Annotated in this window: 8 protein-coding genes; 7 read left to right on the top strand and 1 reads right to left on the bottom strand. The window is 67.4% G+C overall.

All coding sequences use genetic code 11. The features are described 5' to 3' along the window. Nucleotides 1-42: 42 nt before the first annotated feature. The 7 genes from HWX14_RS35775 (at nt 43) to HWX14_RS35805 (ending at nt 21591) form a co-directional block, all read left to right on the top strand. Nucleotides 43-5655 carry a type I polyketide synthase gene (locus HWX14_RS35775; RefSeq protein ID WP_175886742.1) on the top strand — a complete coding sequence of 1871 codons (5613 nt, stop codon included), beginning with the start codon at nt 43-45 and terminating at the stop codon, nt 5653-5655. Continuing rightward, on the top strand, nt 5652-10304 hold the full coding sequence (locus HWX14_RS35780) for a condensation domain-containing protein (protein WP_175886743.1): 4653 nt from the start codon (nt 5652-5654) through the stop codon (nt 10302-10304). The genes HWX14_RS35775 and HWX14_RS35780 overlap by 4 nt, the downstream gene beginning before the upstream one ends. A gap of 57 nt (nt 10305-10361) precedes the next feature. Further along, complete coding sequence (locus HWX14_RS35785) at nt 10362-14729, top strand: thioester reductase domain-containing protein (RefSeq protein WP_279611862.1); 4368 nt, start codon at nt 10362-10364, stop codon at nt 14727-14729. A gap of 804 nt (nt 14730-15533) precedes the next feature. Continuing rightward, nucleotides 15534-16784 carry a DNA repair exonuclease gene (locus HWX14_RS35790; RefSeq protein WP_175886745.1) on the top strand — a complete coding sequence of 417 codons (1251 nt, stop codon included), beginning with the start codon at nt 15534-15536 and terminating at the stop codon, nt 16782-16784. A gap of 3 nt (nt 16785-16787) precedes the next feature. Next, complete coding sequence (locus tag HWX14_RS35795) at nt 16788-20258, top strand: YhaN family protein (RefSeq protein WP_175886746.1); 3471 nt, start codon at nt 16788-16790, stop codon at nt 20256-20258. 121 nt (nt 20259-20379) lie between these two features. Further along, nucleotides 20380-20904, top strand: a complete 525-nt coding sequence (locus HWX14_RS35800) for an HD domain-containing protein (RefSeq protein WP_175886747.1) — start codon at nt 20380-20382, stop codon at nt 20902-20904. Between the two features lie 9 nt (nt 20905-20913). After that, on the top strand, nt 20914-21591 hold the full coding sequence (locus HWX14_RS35805; RefSeq protein WP_175886748.1) for a DUF429 domain-containing protein: 678 nt from the start codon (nt 20914-20916) through the stop codon (nt 21589-21591). A gap of 142 nt (nt 21592-21733) precedes the next feature. On the opposite strand, the gene HWX14_RS35810 is transcribed toward HWX14_RS35805, so the two are convergent. After that, on the bottom strand, nt 21734-22204 hold the full coding sequence (locus HWX14_RS35810; protein ID WP_175886749.1) for an ATPase: 471 nt from the start codon (nt 22202-22204) through the stop codon (nt 21734-21736). Nucleotides 22205-22792 lie beyond the last annotated feature (588 nt).

Genomic DNA, 22792 nt, shown 5'->3' on the forward strand with positions numbered 1-22792 from the left:
TCCCCCGGCAGTCCCGTTCCGCGAACGTCTGGAGTTGTACACATGATCGAGTCCCGTCGGGCGCCCGTCGCGCCCCTTACACCCGTGAAGCAAGCGTTGCTGAAGATAGACGCGCTGCAACGCGAACTGGCCGAAGCGCGCAGCGCGATGAACGAGCCGATCGCCATCGTCGGCATGGGCTGCCGCCTGCCCGGCGGCGCGGATTCCGCCGACGCGCTGTGGTCGATGCTCGCGGACGGGACCGACGCCGTCGGCCCCGTGCCGGCCGACCGATGGACCGATGCGATCTACGATCCGCGGCCGGGCCGTCGCGACACGAGCTACAGCCGGCATGGCGGATTCATCGACGACGTCGATCGTTTCGATGCGGGATTCTTCGGCGTGTCGGAGCGCGAGGCGCCGCACATCGATCCACAGCAGCGGCTGCTGCTCGAATGCACGTGGCGTGCCCTCGAAGATGCCGGCTTTTCGCGAGAGACGATCGCGTCGTACCGAGCCGGCGTGTTCGTCGGCTCGTCGGTCGACGACTACGCGCGCGTCAGCGAGGGCGTATCGGCCGACGCGCTCAGCTATGCGCAGACGTCGCTCGGTACCGCGCGGCCCTTCGCGGCCGGACGCATTTCCTACCTGTTCGGATTTCATGGCCCGGCGTTGCATCTCGACACCGCGTGCTCGTCGTCGCTCGTCGCGGTTCATTTGGCCTGCCATAGCCTGCGCACCCGCGAGTCCGACGTCGCATTCGCGGGCGGCGTCAACCTGATGCTGTCGCCGGAGATGACGATCGCGCTGAGCGAGCTTCAGGCGCTGTCGCCGAGCGGCCGCTGCCGGACGTTCGACGCGGCCGCCGACGGTTACGTGCGCGGCGAAGGCTGCGGCGTCGTCGCGCTGATGCGGCTGTCCGATGCGCGTGCGCAGCGCAGGCCGATCCGCGCGGTGATCCGCGGCTCCGCGGTCAATCACGACGGGCGCAGCAACGGGATGACGGCGCCGAACGGCCGCGCGCAACGCGACGTGATCCGCGAGGCGCTCGAACACGCGGGCGTCTCGCCGGCCGACGTCGACTACATCGAGGCGCACGGCACCGGTACGCCGCTCGGCGATCCGATCGAACTGCGTGCGCTGGAGGATGTGTACTGCCGCGACACGAATCGCAGCGGCGAGCTGTACGTCGGCAGCATCAAGACGAATATCGGGCACCTCGAATCGGCCGCCGCGGTCGCCGGGCTGATGAAGGTCGTCTGCGCGCTGCAAAAGGGTGAACTGCCGCGGCACCTGCATTTCGATACGCCGACTACGCACGTCGACTGGCAGACCAACGGCATTCGCGTCGCGACCGAGCATGCGGCATGGCCGTCGTCGCGACCGGGCCGGCGCGTCGCCGCGATCAGCTCGTTCGGCATGAGCGGCACGAATGCGCACCTGATCGTCGAGGCGTGGGAGGAGGCGCGCGCGGCCGAATCCGCAGCCGACGCCGCGCCGGCCGCGCTCGCGCGTTACGACATCTGGCCGTTGTCCGCGCACACGGCGCCGATGTTGAAACAGACGATCGAAGACTGCGCGGCGCACGTGCGGGCGGACGCTTCGCTGGCGCCGGATGCGGTGGCCAGCGCGTTGCGCGTCGCACGCGACAGCCACCGGCATCGCGTCGCGATCGTCGCGGATTCGCGCGATACGCTGCTCGATGCGCTGTCGGATGCGGCGCGGGCCGTGACCGTTCGCCACGTGCAACCCGGCGGCGTTCGAGACCGGCTCGCATTCCTGTTTACCGGGCAGGGCGCGCAGCGCGCTGGAATGGCTCGGCAGCTCTATCGGGATTTCGCGCCGTTTCGCGACGTGTTCGACGCATGCGACGGCCATATCGAGGCGCAAGGAGAACTGTCGCTCGTGGACGTGCTGTGGGGCGACCATCAGGACCGGATAAACGAAACGCGTTACACGCAGCCTGCGATGTTCGCGCTCGAGGTCGCGCTCGCGCGCCTGTGGATGCACTGGGGCGTCGTGCCCGAGGTCGTGATGGGCCACAGCATCGGCGAGTACGCGGCTGCGTGCATCGCCGGCGTGTTCTCGCTCGAGGACGGCTGCCGTCTCGTGGCGGCGCGCGGTCGTTTGATGGACACGCTCACCGCGCCTGGCCGTGCGCTCGCGGTGTTCGCAAGCGTGCGTCACGTGGCCGATGCCGTGCGCGACTACCCCGGGCGCGTCGCCATCGCCGCGGACAACGCCCCCGAGAGCGTACTGGTGTCGGGCGACCCGGACGCAATCGAATCGATCGAGCGGCTGTTCGCGTCGCGCGGCATCGCGACGAAGGCGCTGGCGGTATCGCGCGCATTCCATTCGCCGCTGATGGAGCCGATGCTCGCCGAATTCGGCGCCGTCGCCGCGACCGTGCGGTATCGCGCGCCTGCGATTCCGATCGTGTCCAATGTGACGGGCCGGTTCGAGGTCGAACGCCTGTGCGATCCCGCGTATTGGGTCGAGCACGTCCGGGCCACGGTGGCCTTCCGGGCAGGTGTGGACACGCTGCTCGACGACAAGGTGACGACGGTCATCGAGATCGGGCCCGGCAAGACGCTTTCAACGCTCGTCACCGCATGCATGGCGGACCGGGCAAGCGATGGCAACGTGATTGCGCTGCCGTCGATGAACAGTGACGGGCGCGAAACCGAGCAGTTGTTGCGTGCATTGGGACATGTCTATATGTGCGGCCGTCGTGTCGACTGGCATGCATACGAGCGCTCCCGAACCGGTGCGCCGATGCGGCACGCCGCGCGCCGCGGCGTGCTGCCGCCGTACCCGCTCGAAGCACGGCGTTACTGGGTGAATGCGCGGGAGCCGGCGCAGCGGGCGACCGTGCTGACGAGCGCAGCCGGCACGCGTCGGACCGCCGGTCACGGCGTGCTGGGCCAGCGTCTCGCGATCCCGGCATCGGACCATCGTCGCTACGAGAGCCACGTATCCGATCGGCATCTGCCGTTTCTGGGCGGACACCGTGTGCATGGGCAACTCGTGTTTCCGGCCGCAGGCTTCGTCGAAGCCCTGCTCGATGCCGCATCGCGGCGCGATGGCGCCGAGGCGGAATCCGGCGCCGGCTCGTGGCTCGTCGCGCATGAGGTGTCGTTCGACAACGCGCTCACGCTGGAGCCGGGCAAGGCGGTGACGTTCGGCACGGTCGTGCACGCAGCAGATGGTCCGCATTCTTCCGGCGACGAAGGCACGCGGATCGACATTCACGCCTGTCACGACACGGCCGCTGCCAAACCCGAATGGACGTTGCAATGCGCTGCGCGGATCGGGACGACGCACGGCGTACCCGACGTGCCGGCACTTGACGAATGGCGTGCGCAATGCGGCGACGCGTTGCCTGTCGACGGTTTCTACGAGCGCCTGCAAGCGACCGGCCTCGAATATGGCGGCGCGTTTCGCTCGATTCGCGCGCTGTCGCGTGGCGGCGATGCGGCGCTGGCCCGAATCGAAATGGAGCCGAATGGTGCGGACGATCTCGCCCGCATCGTTCATCCGGCGCTGCTCGACAATGCGTTTCAGGCCGTCGCGGGCGCGCTATGGGATGCAGACCTGAACACCGCCTTCGTGCCGATCGGCATCGAACGGATCGCTTGCATGCCGATGCCCGGCGCGCGGGCGGTGTGGTGCGCGGTGCGGGCCCGGGTGAAGCGCAGCCTGGCTACTGCGGACCTCTGGTTATACGACGATGCGGGCTGCTGCGTCGCGGTCGTCTCCGGACTGCGGCTGATGGCCGTCGACCCGCACCGATTTCAGCGGCCCGTGGAGCCTGTCGCACTGAATACGCTCGTCTGGCGGCCGGTTGCGGCCACACAGGAAGCGGCCGACGCACGCGCGAACGTCGTGCTGATCGGCAACGGTTCCGCGCTGGACGCGATGCTGGCGCAGGCCTGTGAAGACGCCGGCGACGCGTGTGCGATCGCGGCGCTGCCCGTGGACGACATGTTCGACGACGATGCAGGTGCCCGGCGCATTCGTGCTGCGCTCGACGATGCACTCGCCGGCCCGGATGCACGACGTACCGTGCTGCTCTACGTGTGGCCGTCGGATGACGACACGGCATCGGAAGACGAACTCGCCGCGGTCGGCGCAGCCTACCGGCGCTTCGCGAACCTCTGGCGCGAAGTGCAATCGGCCCGCTGGCCGCAGGGCACACCGGCCCTGTGCATCGTGACCCAAGCGGCGCAGCGCGTGCCCGGCATCGACGTGCGCGTATCGCCGTTTCAGGCGGCCGCGTGGGGCGTCGCCCGCAGCCTGATGCACGAGAGCGGCGACATTCCTGTGTGTGTGGTCGATCTGCCGGCGCCCGACGCGACGTCTTGCGCGAGTGCGCTGACCGCGCTGGCGGGCGCCGCGGCGACCAGTGAGACGCAGTTCGTGTCGCATGGCGATAACGTGTACGTCCCGCGGCTCGTCGCACGCGACGCCGGTGCGGCACAACCGCTCGCGCGCGGCGCCTATCTGGTGACGGGTGGGCGCGGTGCAATCGGCACGCGGGTGATCGAGCAACTGATCCGGAATGGCGTGCCGAAGATCGTGTCCGCCAGCCGCCAGGTGCCGGCCGACAGCGAACGCGCGCGGCTTGCGTCGATCGCCGATGCGCACGGCACGATCGTCGAATTCGTGGCGGCCGACGTTGCCGCGGCCGCCGACATGGACGCGCTCGTCCATGCGCTCGCGGCAGATGCCGCGCATCCGCTGGTGGGTGTCCTGCACGCGGCGGGCACGCTCGACGACGGCCTGCTTGCGACCCAGCCGATGACTGACGTATTGAAGGTGCTCGCGCCGAAAGTCGCGGGTACGTTGAATCTGCATCGTGCGACCGCGCATCTGCCGCTGCGGCACTTCGTGTCGTTTTCGTCGATCGTGGCCTGCATCGGCTCCCCGGGGCAATGTGCGTACGCCGCTGCGAACGCCTATGTGGACGCGCTGACGGCCTCGCGTAACCAGGATGGCTTGCCCGGGCACACGATGAACTGGGGCCTGTGGGGCGGCAACGGGATGGTCGATCAGCTCGACGCGCTGCAATTGCGCCGCATCGCATCGTTCGGTCTCAAGCCGATCGAGCCGGACGTCGCGCTGCGCCTGTTCGACACGCTGGTCGCCGAACCCGACGGGCAGACGCAGATCTGGAGCGTGGAAGTCGATACGCTGATCAAGCGTAGCCCGAGTCGTGCGATGGGGGCGCTGTTGTCGGAGCTCGTGCCGCCAACGCCCGCGGCGAATCGCCCGGCCAGCACCGGGGCCGGCTTGCGCGAACGCATGGCGGCGTTGCCGGACGACGAGCGCATGCAGTTGCTGCGCGGGCACCTGACCGATGCAATCGCCACGACCCTGCATACGTCGAACGAACGGATCGCGCCGGATATCCCGCTGATCGAGCTTGGGCTCGATTCGCTGATGGCCGCGGAATTCCGCAATGCATTGCGCAGCGAGCTGGGCGTCGATGTTCCGTTCGGGCGATTGCTCGAAGGCGCGACCGTCGACGACGTCGTGCGCACCATCATGGCGACGCTCGAGCGCAGCGAGTCGCGGGCTATCGACGGAACCCCGCCGTCGCGCGTCGCGGACCGGATCGACGTGGTGTCCGCAGAAGCGACGTTCGGCGTGGAAATGGAAGGAGGGGAGCTGTGAGCTCGATCGAATTCATCAACGAACTGGCCGGGCGGGGCATCGAGCTCTGGACCCAGGACGGCAAGCTGCAATACAAGGCGCCGAAGGGCGCCGTGACACCTTCGCTCGTCGACGAGCTGAAGACCCACAAGGCGACGCTCATCGCGCTGCTCGAGCAATTTGCGGGAACGGCGGGCACCTACCCGCTTTCGTTCGCGCAGAAATCGCTGTGGTCGCTGCATCAGCTCAATCCCGACAGCGCGGCGTACAACGTGACGTACGCGACGCGCGTCGACGACGATGTCGACCTATCCACGCTGCGCCGCTGCGTCGACTATCTGATCGCACGCCACCCGATCCTGCGCACCGCGTACCGCGTGATCGATGGGGAGCCGCATCAGCAGGTAGGGTCGCAAGCGCGCGCGCAGTTCTCGGTCGATCGCGTGTTTGCGGCCGACGAAGCCGCGATCCGCCGGTGGATCGACGAGGAGTCGAATCGCCCGTTCGACCTGACGCAATCGCCGATCCGGCTCAAGCTGCTGCTGAACGAGCGGGATGATGCCGACGCGATTCGCGTGGTGCTGCTGTTGAACGTTCACCACATCGCCGCCGATTTCTGGTCGCTCGAGATCCTGCTCAACGAGCTTCGCACGCTCTACCGGCTCGCATGCGCGGGGGAGCCGCTGAAGTTGCCGCCTCTGCCGGTGCAGTACAAGGATTGCGTCGAACACGAGCGCGCACGGCTCGACGGCGCGGAAGGCGAGCATCTCGCGGCGTTCTGGCGGCGCGAGCTGGCGCACGGATTTCCGGCGCTGAGCCTGGCGACCGACCGGTTGCGCCCGCCGCGCAAAACCGAGCATGGCCGCGTATACGACCGGTCGCTCGGCGCGACGCTATCGCATCAGGTGCGCGCTGCCGCGAAGCAACTGCGCGTGACGCCGTACATGTTGCTGCTCGCGGTCTATCAGTTGCATCTTTACCTCCATACCGGGCAGGCGCGGTGGATGATCGGCGCGCCGACTTCCGGGCGCAACGCGCCGGGCAGCGAGAGCGTGGTCGGTCATTTCGTGAACACGGTCGTGCTCGCGTGTGAAGTCCGGCCGGACGATTCGTTCGACGACCTGCTGCGACGCACGCGCGAAATGATGCTGCGTGTGCTCGATCACCAGGATTATCCGTTTCCGTTGCTGGTCGATGCACTGCGTCCGGCGCGCGATCCGAGCCGATCGCCGATCTACCAGGTGATGTACAACTGGAACCAGGCCCGCGGCGATTTCGCCGCCGAAGCAGGGAGCGGCGTGCCGTTCTATCGTGAGCGTCTCGCCGCATCGAGCACCGGTACGCGCGGCGCGACGCACGACCTGACGCTCAACGTGCAGGATCTCGGCGACGAATATCTGACGGCCTGGACGTTCAATACGGATCTGTTCGAGATCGCGACCATCGAGCGATTCGCGAGCCAGTATGCGCATCTCGTCGAGCAGGTGGTGGCCGACACCACCCGTTCCCTGCACCAATACGCACTCGCGACCGAGTCGATCGACGATGCGCGGAACCGCATTGCCGAAGCCGACGCATTCGTGGGCCGCGCGGCCCGAGCCGAATCCGATGTGCAGCACGATGCCTCGCGCGTGGTCTGGCAATTCGACGATCGCGCGATCCGCCACGGTGATGTCGAGGATGCGGTTCGCGCCGTCCGTGCGCAACTGGACGCCATCGGGATCGGTGTCGGCAAACGTGTCGAACTCCGGTTGCGAAGTGTCGCCGAGCGCGCGGTCGCGTTGCTCGCCATCCGCGCCGTCGGCGCGTGCTATACCGTGTCGGCCGATACGGCCGACGCAGTGTGCCGCAGTCGCAGCGATAGCTGGTCCGGCTGGGATATCGACGCGGTCGAAGTAGTGCATGCGCGCGGCGACGGCGTTGCCGCTGGCGAGGCGTCGGCGGTCGAACCGCTGCTCGACTATGTCGGTCAATTGCTCCATCTCGACGCCGACGCAACGGCGCTCGTTCCGCACGGCGCGCATGACTGGCTCTCGGCAGCGACACTTGCCCAGGCCGTGCTTGTCGGCGGCGCGGCTCGGCTGTCCGGGCGGGCCGCGATCGATGCGCTCGCTTCCGGCGATCCTTCGATCGCGGACCTCGCGTACGCCGAACTCGACCGGTTGCTCGCGGACGGCCCATCGCTCATCCTGCCGTCGCTTTTGTTGCAACGTGCCGATGTCGCCGGCATGGGTCGGGCACGCACACTTGTCGCTTATGGCGAGCATCCGCATACGTTGACGTCGTTCGTTGCCGCCAACCGGATACCCGCAGCGGCGTACTTCGTCCCGGTGCAGTATGCGGACACCGGCTCGACGCTGTGCGCGTTCGCTGCGGGGCCGGACGGCTGGCAATTGCTGGCGCCGTCGTATCCGGGACGCATTGCGTTCGCGCTCGGAGCGTCCCGAAGCTTCGCGGACGATCGCCAGGCCGGAAAACTGCATTTCTTCGACGGCTCGTCGACCCGCGCGTCGGTTGACGTGATTCCGCTCGAAACCGCATCCCCGGATAGCCGGTTGATATCCACCGGCGTTTCGGTCGTACGCCGTGGCGGCGACCTGCTGTGCGCGGATCCGTCGTTACGCGTGGCGCGTCACCGGCCCGTGCCGATCGAGATCGGCACGGTCGAGCGGGCGATCTCCGCGATCCCCGGCGTGGCTGCCGTCGCCTGTGCGTGCGTCGTCCGGGACACGCAGGAAATGCTGGTCGCCTATCTCGTCGCGGATGACGGCCACGTGGATGCGCATGCACTCGAAAATGCGGTTCGCGCCGCATTGAAGCATGCGTTGCCGGACGCAATGCATCCTGACGCGATCATGGTGCTCGACCGGCTGCCGCTCGACGCGGGCGGCGCACTCGATGCGGGCGGCCTCCCGTTGCCTCGCGCAAACGAGCGCGTCGACCGTAGCGCGTCGACCGACATCGAACGCAAACTCGCCGCGATCTGGGCCGACGTCCTCGGCCAGCCGTCGGTCGGCGTCGATCACGATTTCTTCGAACTGGGCGGCGATTCGATTCTCGCCGCGGTCATCGTATCCCGCGCCGCGCTCGACGGCATGTATTTGAAACCGCAGGACATCTTCCTGCATACGACGGTGGCGAGTCTGTCGACGGTGGTGCGCGAGACGCCGGGCCTCGAGGTCGATCAGGGGCCGGTGCACGGCGAGACGGTGCTCGGCCCGGCGGCACAATGGTTCATCGAGCGCGTCGACGTCGATCGCTCGCACTTCAACCAGGCGTTGCTCGTTCCGCTCGGCGAGACGCCCGACGCGAACATCATGGCCGAGGCGATCCGCGTCGTGATGCGCCATCACGACGTGCTGCGCTCGCGTTTCGTCGCGCACGGCGACGGAATGCGGCACGTGTTTGCGGGCGACAGTGGAACCGAAGCCGCCGATTTTGCGATCGTCCGGTGTATCGACTCGGCTGGCCGGCATTGCGAACGCATGTGGCGCGACGCGATCGACGCCGCACAGAGCAGCCTCGACCTCGACGGCGGCCGGCTCATGGCGGTCAGGTGGCTCGAGAGCACCAGCGTGTCGAGCAGCCGGCTGTTGATCGTTGTCCATCACCTGGCGATCGACGGTGTGTCCTGGAGCATCCTGCTGCAGGATCTGGCGGACTGCTATCTGCGCTTGCGTGACCGCACGGCGGCGGCGTTGCCGCTGAAGACGAGCTCCGTGAAGGCGTGGGTCGACCAGTGGCTCGCGCTGACGCAGGGCGATGCGCTCGACGACGATCGCCGCTACTGGAGCAGGGTGAACGCCCAGGTGTGCGACGTGCTGGGCGGGCCGAAGCGGGTGGCACTGATGCGTCACGGGCTGACCTCGATCGTTCAGCACGCGTATCAGGAGTCGTCGCTCAGTTGCGCGATCACGCTCGATGCGGAATTGACGCACGCGTTTCGAACCACGGCGCCGCGTGCCTACGGCACCGACGCAAACGATCTGCTCATCGCCGCGCTGCACGCGGGTTTTCATGCATGGAGCGGCAGCGATGCGTTGCTGGTGGACGTCGAGGGGCATGGCCGGGACGGGCTCGGCGACTCGATCGACCTGAGCCGCACGGTCGGCTGGTTCACGTCCATCTATCCGGTGTTGATCGACGCGCCGGCTAACGCCGCGGATCCGTCGGCGCTCATCAAGTCGGTCAAGGCGCGACTGCGCGAGGTGCCGCGCAAGGGTGCGAGCTATGGCGTCCTGCGCTATCTCGACGCGAAGCAGCAGGCCGGCGATGACGCGCTGGCGTCGTTTCCGCGCGCACCGATCCTGTTTACCTATCTCGGTCAACTGGAGCAGTTGTCGGGGCCGTCGTCGCCGTTGTACGGCGGGCCGCCCGAACCGGCGCCGGGCATCCGCAGCCCGCGCCAGCGGCGCACGCACCTGCTGGACATCGTCGCGTACGTGTCGCGCGGCAGGCTGACGGTGGAGTCCAGCTTCTTCGGGGTGCCGGGCGTCGACGAAAGCGTCGGCTGCCTGATGTGCCGCGTCGAAGAGGCGCTGACGATGCTGATTCGTCATTGCAGCGCCGACGGGGTGGGCAGTCTGACACCCGACGACGTTCCCCAACTCGATGTCGACCAGGACGCGCTTGATGCGCTGCTGGAAGAAATCGACGCACTCGAGCGCTGAACGCGGCGGCGCGCGATACCGCGCGTTCGTCGAGCATGATCGCACCAGGAATACAGGATGACCCGAAACGTCGATACGATTTACCCGCTCACGCCTCTGCAGCGAGGCATGCTCCACCATTCGCGACTCGATCCGGCCTCCGGCATCTACGTCGAGCAATTTTCCTGCGTATTGCACGGCGCGCTGGACCTCGACCGATTCCGCGGCGCGTGGGAAGCGGTCGTGCATCGCCACGACGCACTCAAGACGCTGTTCATTCGTCTGCACGAAGAGAATCCGTTGCAGGTCGTCCGGCATACGGTCGGGTTGCCGTTCGAGGTGATCGACTGGCGCGATCAGGCGGCCGACGAGCAAGCCGGTCGATTCGATCGATTGCTCGCGAGCGATCGTGCACGCGGCTTCGATTTCAGCGTCGCGCCGCTGATGCGCGTCACGCTGATCCAGCTCGGTCACGAGCGGCATCGGTTCCTCTGGACCTATCACCACGCGATCCTCGACGGCTGGTCGATGCCGTTGCTGCTCGGCGAGGTCTTTCAGCGCTATTCGCGCCCGGATGCGCCGCTTCCTGCAATCGCGCGGGACTATCGCGACTACGTTGCGTGGCTGCGCACCCGCAATGGCGACAGTTCGCTCGACTATTGGCGCGATCTGTTGCGCGGCTATCGCAGGCCGGCAGGATTCGCGCCGTCGGTCTTCCCTTCGCCGGCGAACGGCGCCGCAGTCGGCGCCGACACGCGCCGCACGCTGTCGACCCGGGCCGACACGATGCCGGCCGGATGGATGGAGACGGCCGGCCGCGCATGCCGCGTCGCGCGGGTGACGCTCAATACGCTTTGCCAGGGGGCGTGGGCGATGCTGCTTGCGCGCTACGGCGGTTGCAACGACGTCGTCGGCGGCATCGTCGTATCGGGGCGTGCCGCGGAGGTGGACGGCATCGAACGCATGGCCGGCCTGTTCATCAACACGCTTCCGTGGCGTGCGACGCTCGACGGCGAGCTCGATACGGCCGACTGGCTGCGACGCGTGCAAGCCGACACGCAACGGCTGGAACAGCATGCGCACAGCGCGCTCACGGACGTATTGAAATGCAGCGAAGTGCCGCGCCAGCAATCGCTCTTCGATACGCTTTACGTATTCGAGAACTATCCAGGCCGGGACGCGTTCGATCGGCTCGCGGCGAGTTGCGGGTGGCGGATCGACGACCCGCGCGCGGTCGAGGAAACGAGTTATGCATTGGCGCTCGTCGTATTGCCGACGGATACGCTGACTTTTCAGTTGACCTACGACACCGCTCGCTTCGACGCGGCGTTTATTGAACGCCTGGCTTCGCAATACCGCAGGCTCCTTGAAATCCTGGTCGACGCGACCCCGCGAAAAGTGTGCGATCTCGTGCTCGATGCGCGACCCTCGACGGGTACCGGCGGGGCGTTCGACGCATCCGCACGGGCACCGATTGGCGACGCGACGTTGTCGGCGCATATCGCCGCGCATGCCGCTCGCACGCCGAATCGAATCGCTTTTTCCCGACGCGACGGTCGCCAGTCGTCGGTCGGTGCGCACGACGTCACCTATGGAACGATTGCCGATCGCGTGCAGCGTGCCGTTCGGCAATGGCGGCGTTTCGGCTATCGGCCGGGCGAGCGCGTGCTGGTTGCATGCGATGACGCCGTCTCCGGGCTGGTGTTGCTGCTGTCCGGGCTGACGTATGGCGTCGATTGCGTGATGACCGACCCGAACCTGCCGTCGTCCGCGTTCGATGCGATCGTCGATGGCGGCTGGTCGCCGGAACCGCTGCGAAGCTGCGTGACGACCGCGCAGCATACGCCGCTGGCAGGCGTCATGTGTTACGTCTTCGACGAGCAGGACCCGATGTACGGGCAAATCGACGGTATGCTCGACGATCACTCGGATCCGGTGCAGGGCGCCTGTTCGTTGCTGCGGCGCGATATCGATGGCGATTGGCGTGTCATGCGTTATACGCATGCTCAGCTCGTCGAAGCCGCGCGCGCGTTCGGCGCGACGTTGCCGGCCGGGGCGTCGCGAGAGGTTGCGTTGGGCGAGGGGCCGCTGTCGCATACGGCGTTGTGGACGGTACTGGGCGCACTGAGCGCCGGGCTGTCGCTGCATCAGATCGCGAACGCTGGCGATCCCGCGTTTCTGCTGCAAGCGGCGTCTCCGGATGCGCACTGGCACGGTGTCGTCCTGAGTCCGGAAGCGACGCGTCGTATCATCCGCGCCTCCTCGACGCTGTCGGCCGGCGCGCTTCGCGCCGACTGGATCATGACCGACGCACGCTCGTTGACGCGCGAGGACGCCGCGAGGCTCGCCGAGCTCGCACCATCCGCGCAACGCTTCCGGCAATTGTGCTGGCCTGCGTGGTCGCTCCCGCATGCGGTTTCACTTGCCGATGGATTCGATCGCCTCGAAGCGGGCGTGGTATCGGCATCGGCAGATCGATCCGTGTTCGTCGCCGACACCCATCTGAACCCGGCGGCTGGCGACGCGCTCGGTACGCTCGTCGTGTCGGGGTATTCGGTGCCCGAGCTGATGTGGCGCAACGGCAGGCCGGACCGCGATAACCTGACCGTCACGCGCAACGGTACGTGGTTGCGCACGGCGCTGGACGCGTGGCAGACGGAGCGTGGCTGTCATACGTGGCTGCCTGATCGACGCGCGTGTTCCGAAGCGATGACGGCGGACTGGCTCGATGTCGAAGCCGACGTTGCCCGGCAGGCGGGGGTCGACGAGGTCGCGCTCGTCGAGCGAATCGCCGAAAGCGGCAAATGGGAATATGCGCTGTTCCATCAGCACGCGACGGCCGACGCCGCGGACATCGTGCGCCGTCTCGCCGGGGAGCGCGGCATGCCGGCACTGTCCGCCGGCGCGATCGTCGCGCTCGCGGCTCTGCCGCGTTCCGCGAACGGGCGGATCGACCGGCTCCGGCTACTGTCCGGTGACGTCGAGGTGCGCCAGCCTGATCGGCATGCGGCGCCTCGCGACATGGTGGAAATGGCGATTCACGACATCTGGAGCGTGTTGCTCAAGCAGCAACGAATCGGCATTCACGACAATTACTTCGATCTCGGCGGGGATTCGCTGCAAGCCACCGTGATGCTGTATCAGGTCGGCGAGCGGCTTCAGCAGCCGATCGACATGGAAACGCTGCTGGCCGCGCCGACGATCGCCGGCCTGGCTGCCAGCATCGCGAACGGCAATGTGCGTCGCGATACGCCGGCCGTCGATTTGCCGGGCGAAGCGCGGCTCGACCCGGCAATCGAGACGCGGCAACCGTATGCGTTGCGCCCGTATCGCACGGTGTTGCTCACCGGCGCGACGGGGTTCCTCGGCGTGCACCTGCTTCATACGCTGCTCGCGACGACCGACGCACGCGTGATGTGCGTGGTCCGCGCCGACGATCCGGCTGCCGGCGTACGACGCATCGAGGCCGCGATGCAGTCGCACGGCTTGTGGGATGCGCAGCACCGCGATCGGATCGTGGCCGTGCCGGGCGATCTTGGCGAACCGAACCTGGGCTTGTCGGCGGCGGCATTCGACGCGCTCGCAAGCGAGATCGATGCGATCTACCACAACGGCGCGCTGGTCAATTTCGTTTATCCGTACGCGACGCTGAAGCAGGTCAACGTGCTGGCGACCCAGGACATCGTCAGACTGGCGAGCCTGCATCGCGTGACGCCGATTCACTACGTGTCCACGGTCGGCACGCTCGACCGTTATTCGGATGCGTTGCCGGAAACGCTCGCGGTGCCGTTCCACGAACACCTGACGAGCGGCTATGAACAGAGCAAATGGGTCGCCGAACAGTTGCTCGCGCAGGCGCAGGCGCGCGGCGTTCCCGTCACGGTCTATCGCCCGGCGCGGATCGTCGGGCATGCGGTGAGCGGGCGGATGAACCTGGACGATCTGTTCTGCCGATTGATCAAGGGCATCATATTGTTCGGAAAGGCGCCGCGCGACGTCGGGTTCGACAACATCCTGCCGGTCGACGTCGTCAGCCGGATCATCGTCCGCGCGTCGCTCGACCCGACTGCCGCGGGGCATGGCGTGCATGTGATCAACCCGCGCTGGAACTCGCTGGACGCGCTGGTCGATTTCATCGAAGACGAAGGCTTCCCGATCGAACGGATGAGCTACGACGCGTGGCTCGCGGCATTGGCGGAACATGTCCGGCAGGACCCGGCGCATCCGCTTTCGATGCTGATTCCGGTACTCAAGAAATTGAATCCCGCCGCGGATCCGACGGTCGGGCGCATTCTTCCGATCGAGGTCACCCAACTGAAGCGGCTCGCGGGTGACGTGCTCGCATCGGGGCTACGTCCGGCCAACGACTGGTTGCGCACGTTCTTCGACTACTTCTACGAAGACGGTTTTCTCGAGCAGCCGCATGAAAAGCTGGTCACCGCATGAGGGGCGGTTCGCCGGTCCGACCGAGCGCAAAACGATGATCTGACGTCGGCGCCGTCGGGTCGCGGCGACCGATCCTCATCGAATCGCCGATGCCGGGGAAGGCGGACCCGCCTTCGTCCCGGTTTCCGCATTGCCCGAAAGCGATGCGTTGGCTCCTGGCAGGTCGAGCGGTTCGAGTCGGCATCGAAACGATATCTGCCGACCGTGTTCGATGGCGCACATGCGCAAGGCCGCCAGGCAGCCGCGCTTTCGTCGGTGAGAGGATGCCGTTCGCGAACATCACCGAAGTGTTGCGCTCGATCGGCCCTGGATCGACGAGACGACCCCTGCCCATTGCCCGCGCGCCATGCATGAATAGCAGGGCTCCCGACCGCTGGCCGACACGGGCAGCATGTCCGATCGACACCTAGACGACAGACGATACAAAAGTGCCGTTCCGGCCCGCCCGGCCCGCTCCGATAACATTCTCCGGAACGCAATCAACCACCATATCCGACGATCGCGTGGCCATCGTTTCGTGCGCTGCCCGTCCTTCGTGAGGCGATTCCGCCGTCGCGCGCTCGTGCTGCGGCACAATGTCGGTTCGCATCGGTATCGCGTGCTTCCCCGCGATCCGCACCGACGGAGAACCCATGTCGCTATCCGCTTTCAGGTACCATCCCGACCCGCTCGCACCGGGCGGCGCGATCCGGTCCGGCGCGTGTCGCGCATGCGGCGGCAAGCCCGGCGGCTACCGGGACGACGCTTGACGGCCCGGCCCGTGCGAGCGGCATCGCTCCTTCGCCATGAAACAGAGGAACCTTCGTGAAGTTCATCCACGCGGCAGACATTCACCTTGACAGCCCGTTGCACGGCCTGAGCGCATACCCCGATGCGCCGGCCGCGCAGTTGCGCAACGCGTCGCGCGAGGCGCTTCGGCAACTCGTGGATCGTGCGATCGAGGAGGAAGTCGCGTTCCTCGTGATCGCGGGCGACCTGTACGACGGCGACTGGAAGGATCACAACACCGGCATCTTCTTCGGCCAGCAGATGGGGCGCCTGCGCAAGGCGGGCATCCGCGCGTTCGTCCTCGGCGGCAACCACGACGCCGAGAGCGAGATGACGAAGAAGCTGACGCTGCCCGACAACGTCACCGTGTTCGGCCACCGCAAGCCGGAAACCGTCAGGCTGCCGGAATTCGACGTCGCGCTGCACGGGCAGAGCTTCAAGGACAAGGCCGTCGTCGACAATCTCGCGATCGGCTATCCGGACCCGGTGCCCGGGTACTACAACATCGGCGTGCTGCACACGGCGCTCGAAGGCTACGCGGCGCACGCGAACTACGCGCCGTGCACGCTGGCCGAACTGCACGCGAAAGGCTACGACTACTGGGCGCTCGGCCACGTGCACGAATTCCAGCAATGGACGGGCGCGTCCACCGTCGTGTTTCCCGGCAACCTGCAGGGGCGCCATATCCGCGAGACGGGCCGGCGCGGCGCGGTGCTCGTGACGGTCGAGCAAGGCCGCACGCAGGTCGAGCGCCTGTATCTCGACGTGCTGCGCTGGGAAGCCGTGTCGGTCGATGCGTCCGATTGCCTGTCGGTGGCCGACCTGTCGAGAAAGATCGGCCAGTCGCTGGAGGCGCTGTTGAGCGTCGACGGGCACGTGCCGCGCGCGGTGCGCGTCACCGTCACCGGGCGCACGCCCGCGCACGGCCTCTTTTTCGGCCGCGCGCCGCAGTTGCGTGCGGAAGTGCTGAACCAGATCGGCATCATCGGCAACGAGCGGCTGTGGCTCGAGAAGGTTCGGCTCGCGACGTCCTCGGCCGACCGGCAGCCGGGCGAAAGCGAGCCGCTCGAAGCGCTGGAGGACCTGAAGCAGATCCTGGCCGACGCCGCGCACGATCCGGATTTTCTCGCGCTGCTCGACCGCGACCTGAAGCCGTTCATCGGCAAGGTCCGCAGCGACGTGAAGGAGGATGTGCCGTTGCTGACGATGGCGCGCGCGGGCGAGCTGACCGCGCTGGTCGAGCAGGTCGGGCCCGCGTTGCTCGCGCGGCTGGCGAGGGGGGAATAAGCGATGCGCATCAGCCAGCTCGATCTGATCAAGTACGGCAAGTTCACCGACGAGACGCTGCGGTTCCCGTCGGCCGGTGAGGATTTTCACGTGATCGTCGGGCCGAACGAGGCCGGCAAGTCGACGATCCGCACGGCCGTGTCCGAGTTGCTGTTCGGGATGAAGCTGCAGACGCCGCTCGATTTCCTGCACAGCACGCCCGAGTTGCGGATCGGCGGCGTGCTGCAGAGCGGCACGGGCGAACTCGCGTTTCACCGTGCGCGCGGGCGCAGTCCGTTGCGCACGCCCGCCGACGACAAGCTGCCCGACGACTATCTCGCGGCCGTCCTGGATGGCGCGACGCGCGAATTCTTCGAGCAGATGTTCGGGCTCGATCACGGGCGGCTGGTCGATGGCGGCCGCAGCATTCTCGATGCGTCGGACAAGCTCGGCCAGGTGCTGTTCGAATCGGCTGCCGGGGTCGGCAGCCTCGGGCCGGTGCGCGAGGAACTCGACGCGCGCGCGCTCGAATTGTGGGCGCCGCGTCGCAGCGGCAGCGCGTTCGCGCTGGCCGAAACCGCATTCAACGAAGCCGTGACCGAGCTGAAGGCCGTCCAGGTGCGCACGCGCGACTGGGTCGATCGCAAGGACGCGCGCGAAGCGGTCGAGCAGCAGATCGAGCAGGCGCGCGCGGAACAGCGCCGGCTCGAAGCGCTGCGCTCGAAGCTCGAACGCGTGCGGCGGCTCGCGCCGTACCTGAAGGAGCTGACGGTCAAGGACGCGGCGCTGGCCGAACTGGGCGCGGTCGTCGAGTTGCCGCCGACCGCGTATGCGGATCTGCTGAAGGCGCAGGGCGATCTCGCGGCCGAGCAGAAGGTGCTCGAAGAGCGGCGCGCCGATCTGCTCGCGAAGCGGCAGACGCGCGATGCGATCGCCGCGGACGCCGACACGTTGGCGCTCGAAGCCGATATCGAAGCGCTCGATCGGCTGCGCGGCGCATGCATGAATCACGCGCAGGATCTGCTGCTGCTCGGCGCGGACGTCGAGCGGCACCTGTTAGCCGCGTCGTCGGCGGCCGCGCAGCTCGGCTGGCCGACGGACGAAGCGTCGCTGCGCGCCGCGCTGCCGACGGCGCTGTCGCTGAAGACGGTCACGAACCTGCTGCGCGAACACGGCGCGCTGCACCAGGCGCTCGCCGGCGCGCGCGAATCGCTCGACGAACGCACGCGCGAACTGACGCAGGTCCGCGAACAACAGGCGCGCCTGTCGACCGTCGACGTGCCGGAAGCGTTGCGCGCGGCGCTGGCCGATGCGCAGGGCTTTCGCAACAGCGGCCCCCGCGAGCAGGCGCTGGCCCATGAAATCGCGGCTGCCGAACGCACGCTGTCCGGCGCGCTCGATGCGCTCGGCCAGTGGCGCATGCCGGTCGATGCGCTGCGCGCGCTCGACGTGCCGTCGGCGGCGCGGCTCGGCGCGCTGCTCAAGGAAGACAGCGAACGCGCGAGCGCGGCCGCTGCCGCGCGCGACGCGCGGGACGGTGCGCTCGAAGAGCTCGAACGGCTCGAACTGCAGGAGAAGCATTTCGCGGAGAACCACAAGGTCGTCACGACCGCCGACGTGCTGGCGGCGCGTGCGCGTCGCGACGGTGCGTGGGGCGATATCCGCAGCGGCGCCGTCGATCTCGCGACGGGCGCACCGGCGGTAGACGACGCGATTCGCCTCGCCGACGAACTCGTCGATGCACAGCTCGGCGCGACCCAGGCCGCGGCGACGCTGCAGTCCTTGCGTCAGCAGGTCGAATCCGCGCGTGCGGGCGTGGCGCGCCGGCAGGCCGCGCTGGACGAACGCGAGCGCGAGCTCGCCGCACATCGTGACGCCTGGGCGGCGCTCGCGACAGCCGCCGCGGTGTCCGGCATGCCGCTGGCAGCGATGGGCGACTGGCTCGCGAAGCGCGACGCGGTGTTCGCCGCGCAGGCCGATCTCGATCGCCAGCGCCGCGAATTCGATACGATGCGTGCTGCCCGCGCCGATGCCGAAGCCGCGCTGCGGGCGGCGCTGCTGACGGTATCGCGAGGCGGCGAGTCGGACGGGCTGGCCGCGCTCGTCGCCGTCGCCGAGACGTTCGTGCAATCGGCCGAGAAGGCGGCCGCACAGAAGGACAGCCTCGACGATCGCGCGCGGGAAGCCGAACGCGGATGCGCGACCGCGCAGTCGCGGGCCGATCATGCACAAGCGGCTTACGACGCGTGGCAAGCGCAATGGCGCGATGCGCTGGCCGACGCGAAACTGTCCGCGAGCGCGACGACGCTGGCCGCGGCGGAAGGTGTGCTCGGGCTCGCGAATACGGTGACGGCCGAACTGGCCGATGCCGATGCGCCGCGCAACCGGATCGCCGCGATCCGCGCGGAGCTGGCTGCGCTCGAGGCCGGCGCGCGGCGGCTCGCCGAAGCGCTCGCGCCGGAATGGCTGGCAAGCGGCGACTGGCTGGACGTGGCGCGCCGGCTGACGATGCGCCTCGCGGCCGCCCGGGAAGTCGCGCGTGCAATCGAGCGTGCCGACGGGGCCGTGCGGCAGGCCGACGCGAAGCTCGCGGACGCGGCTGCCGCGGTGGCCGGCGCCGATGCGCGCATCCAGCCGCTGCTGCAACTGGCCGGCGTCGCGTCGATCGACGCGGCGCTGCCGCTGGCCGAGCGCTCGGATCGCCGGCGCCAGCTTCGGCAGGCGGTCGATGCCGCGCACGAGGCGCTGGTGCGTGATGGCGACGGGCTGTCCCGGTCCGCCGTCGAGGCCGAGGTGGCGGAACAGGACATTGCCGACGTGCCGGCGCATCTCGAAGCGGTGAAGCAGTCGCTCGGTGATATCGGCAAGCGGCTGAACGAACTGGCGCAGCAGCAGGTCGTGGCCAACCAGGCGTTCGGCGCGATCGACGGCCAGGCGAACGCGGCCGTCGCCGAGTCGAAACGGCAGGAGGCGCTCGCGGCGATGGGCGACGCGGCCGAACAGTATCTGGAGGCGGCCACGGCGAGCCGCTTGCTGAAGTGGGCGACGGATCGCTACCGCGACCAGAAGCAGGGGCCGATGCTGCGGCGCGCGGGCGAGATCTTCGCCGGGCTCACGCTGGGCGAATTCGCGAAGCTGACCGTCGATACCGAACGGACGCCGCCCGCGCTGTATGCGCGGCGCACGAGGGGAACGTCGGTCGAGGTCGCCGGGCTGAGTGAGGGGACCCGCGATCAGTTGTTCCTCGCGCTGCGGATCGCGGCGCTGGAGTTGCAGCTCGGCAGCCGCACGGCGCTGCCGTTCGTCGCCGACGACCTGTTCATCAATTTCGACGATGCGCGCGCAAAGGCGGGGCTCGATGCGCTGCGCGATCTGTCGACGCGCACCCAGGTGCTGTTCCTGACGCACCATGACCACCTGCTGCCGCTCGTGAGGGACGTATTCGGCGCGCGGGTGAACGTGGTCGAGTTGCAGCGCGCGCCGGCCGGCGCGTGACGCGGGGTACGCCAGGATGCCCGCGCGCGGGAACGGTCATCGCGTACAGGTAGTATGAGCGGTTCCGAAACGCACGCGGCCGGTTCAACCGGTCGCGGCTCTGGCCACACGAGGGGGGAATATGAAGAAGCTGGTAGCCGCCATTGCGTTCGCGGCGGACAAGCATCGCAATCAGCGGCGCAAGGATGAAGAGGCGTCGCCGTACATCAATCATCCGATCGCGCTCGCCGACGTGCTGGCCAACGAGGCCGGCGTCGAGGACGAACGCGTGATCGTCGCGGCCGTGTTGCACGACACGGTCGAGGATACCGAGACGACCGAGCAGGAATTGCTGCGGCTGTTCGGCAAGGATGTGGCCGACATCGTGATGGAAGTCACCGACGACAAGTCGTTGCCGAAGGAGGAGCGCAAGCGTCTGCAGGTCGAGCACGCGGCCACCATCAGCCGGCGCGCGAAGCTCGTGAAGCTGGCCGACAAGATCTGCAACCTGCGCGACATCGCCCGCCATCCGCCCGCGGACTGGCCGCTGGAGCGCCAGCAGGCGTACTTCGACTGGGCGAAGTCGGTCGTCGATCCGATGCGCGGCGTCCATCCCGGTCTCGAGGCGACCTTCGATACCGCGTACGCCGCACGCCCGGCGGACTGAGGCGCGCACATGCGATCGGCCCGATCCGCCGCGCGACAACCGGCTGCCGTGGCGGGTGTCGATGTCGGCGGAGACAGGAAGCTGTGCGATCTCGTGATCCTGCGTGGCTCGACGGTCGTCTGCCGGGAAGCGCGGGTCGCGCCCGAGTCGCTGCCCGCACTGTGCCTCGCGCATGATGTCGTCGCCGTCGGCGTCGATGCACCGAGCCTGTGGTGGACAGGGAGCGGCCGTCGCTTGGCCGAACAGGCGCTCGCGCGCGAACGGATCTCGTGCTTTCCGACGCCGTCGCGGGAGCAGGCCGTCGCGAGCACGTCGGGCTTCTTCGACTGGATGTTCATGGGGGAGCGCGTCTACCGCGCGCTCGCAGACGCCTATCCTTTGCTGACCGACGCGCGCTACACGGGCGGGTGCGCGAGCTTCGAAACCTATCCGTATGCGATCACCTGCGCGATGCTGGGCAAGGCCGTGGCGTCGGCGAAGCAGAAGCGCAATCAGCGTCGGCAATTATTGGAGCGGTTGGGCATCGACGTGTCGACGCTGCGCTCCGTCGATGCGCGAGACGCGACGCTGTGTGCGTTGACCGCGCAATACGTGATCGACGGGAACGCGCATGCGTATGGCGATGCGGCGGGCGGATACATCCGCGTGCCGATGATGAGCGAGACGATCGTGCTGGATTCGCCGTAGGAGCGACGCGCGCGATGACGGTCGCAGGGTGGTCGCTTCGTGCGGGAGGATGCGGCAGGCCCGGCGACGAAGGGAGGCGGCTAGCGACTGTCGGCGGGCACGACGTGAGGCGGGTGCACCGCGCGATTGCGGGCGAGCCTGTTCAATCCTCGAGGATGGATTTCGGCACGCTGGACAGGTCGCAGGCTTGTGCGTGCTCGAAGTAGCTGTCCGCATCGTCGATCATCACGACCGCGACGTCGATCAGCTCGTCCAGCCGTTGGAGCAGCGATTCGCGCCACTCGATGTCTTCGTCGCGCTCCGGCGCCTTGTCCAGCTGCTCGATGATCGAGTCGGCCGTCTGCAGGAACGGAATGGCCTGCTGATAGTTTTCGATCGAGACCAGCGCCGCATTGCGCGCGCCGACGAGCCGCTCGCGATGCGTGTCCGCCAGTTCGGATTCACCGCTGATGCGCGGCAGCATGTCCGAGATGCGTTGCAGAAGCGGCGGGACCTGTTCTTCCAGCAGGATCGCGCGCTCGCGCAGTGCTGCATATTCGTCGCGAAGGTCGGTGTCGCCGGGTTGAGTCGTGCTGTCCATCATGAATATGAGTGCGTGGTTCGGTCGCGGCATGATACTCGACCGCGCCAGATTCCTTGCCCGTTTCGCGTCCTCCTATATAGGTGGAAAGACGCGTGTTCGTCATATCTTTGGAGGGCGTCGCGCGTTGCGCTTCACGACCGATTGAGCCCGAAGCCTCCGTGCGCGTCAGCGCACGGAGGCTTTTTCAAACTTTCTTCACAAAGGGCTTGCACGGATGGGGGCGGGTGCTTAGAATCACGCCTCTTTCGCGCTAACGGAAACGCGGCGCGGGAGAGAGGGAAGCGGTGCTGTTGGGGTTCGGTCGTAGCGAGCCTTGGCGGTACGGAAGTTGAGCCCCGCAGTCGCAACGAAGTGGTTCAGAAAGTTGTTGACGAACTGCGAAACACGGTTCATAATCTCGCTTCTCTGCTGCTGAAAACGCAGCGCTGCTGGGAAACACGGAGTTTCTCGCAGAAACGCTCTTTAAAAATTAACAGCCGATAAGTGTGGGCGCTTGATGAAAGCGAGCTGATCCTCGGATCAGATGGCAAAAGTATCAAGAGTCTCACACTAAAGTAAGTCAGGTTTATGAAGTGATTCATATTCCTGTCAGCTTTGAGTGAGCGACCGGTTCTTAAC

The sequence above is a fragment of the Burkholderia sp. BCC0044 genome (assembly GCF_902832955.1).
Classification (GTDB): domain Bacteria; phylum Pseudomonadota; class Gammaproteobacteria; order Burkholderiales; family Burkholderiaceae; genus Burkholderia.

Excerpts from the sequence above, each read along its gene's own strand:
- HWX14_RS35775 (WP_175886742.1), top strand. The coding sequence starts at position 43 with ATGATCGAGTCCCGTCGGGCGCCCGTCGCGCCCCTTACACCCGTGAAG.
- HWX14_RS35795 (WP_175886746.1), top strand. The coding sequence starts at position 16,788 with ATGCGCATCAGCCAGCTCGATCTGATCAAGTACGGCAAGTTCACCGAC.
- HWX14_RS35785 (WP_279611862.1), top strand. The coding sequence starts at position 10,362 with ATGACCCGAAACGTCGATACGATTTACCCGCTCACGCCTCTGCAGCGA.
- HWX14_RS35810 (WP_175886749.1), bottom strand. The coding sequence starts at position 22,204 with ATGCCGCGACCGAACCACGCACTCATATTCATGATGGACAGCACGACT.
- HWX14_RS35800 (WP_175886747.1), top strand. The coding sequence starts at position 20,380 with ATGAAGAAGCTGGTAGCCGCCATTGCGTTCGCGGCGGACAAGCATCGC.
- HWX14_RS35805 (WP_175886748.1), top strand. The coding sequence starts at position 20,914 with ATGCGATCGGCCCGATCCGCCGCGCGACAACCGGCTGCCGTGGCGGGT.